Origin of the sequence: Rhizobium sp. Rhizsp42 (assembly GCF_047304155.1) — a bacterium.
GTDB lineage: Bacteria > Pseudomonadota > Alphaproteobacteria > Rhizobiales > Rhizobiaceae > Rhizobium.
The window spans coordinates 1-253 of record NZ_JBGLYS010000174.1 but is presented as its reverse complement, the minus strand read 5'-3'; the positions used below and the strand labels follow the sequence as shown (position 1 = coordinate 253).

Annotated in this window: 1 pseudogene; it reads left to right on the top strand. The window is 58.1% G+C overall.

The features are described 5' to 3' along the window. Window positions 1–24: 24 nt before the first annotated feature. Window positions 25–253, top strand: a pseudogene (locus tag ACCD05_RS31985) (hypothetical protein); the annotation flags it as partial.

Here is a 253-nt window from a genome sequence, read left to right as displayed (position 1 = left end):
GATCATGGATGAATCGAGGCTGTCTTGACTCTTCCCATAGCGACTGTTCCAGCCGGCCGCCGGGCCCGCCGCCGCACGCCTATGGGTGGTGGTGGCCCCTTTGCTGCATTGTGCATTCTGCCGGCGCTGGTCCTTTATGTACTTTTCCTCGTCTATCCGACGCTCAACGTATTCCATATGTCGTTGTTCGACTGGAATGGGCTGGGAAATGCCCCTAGCTTCATCGGGCTAGACAACTTCGCCGCCCTCATCC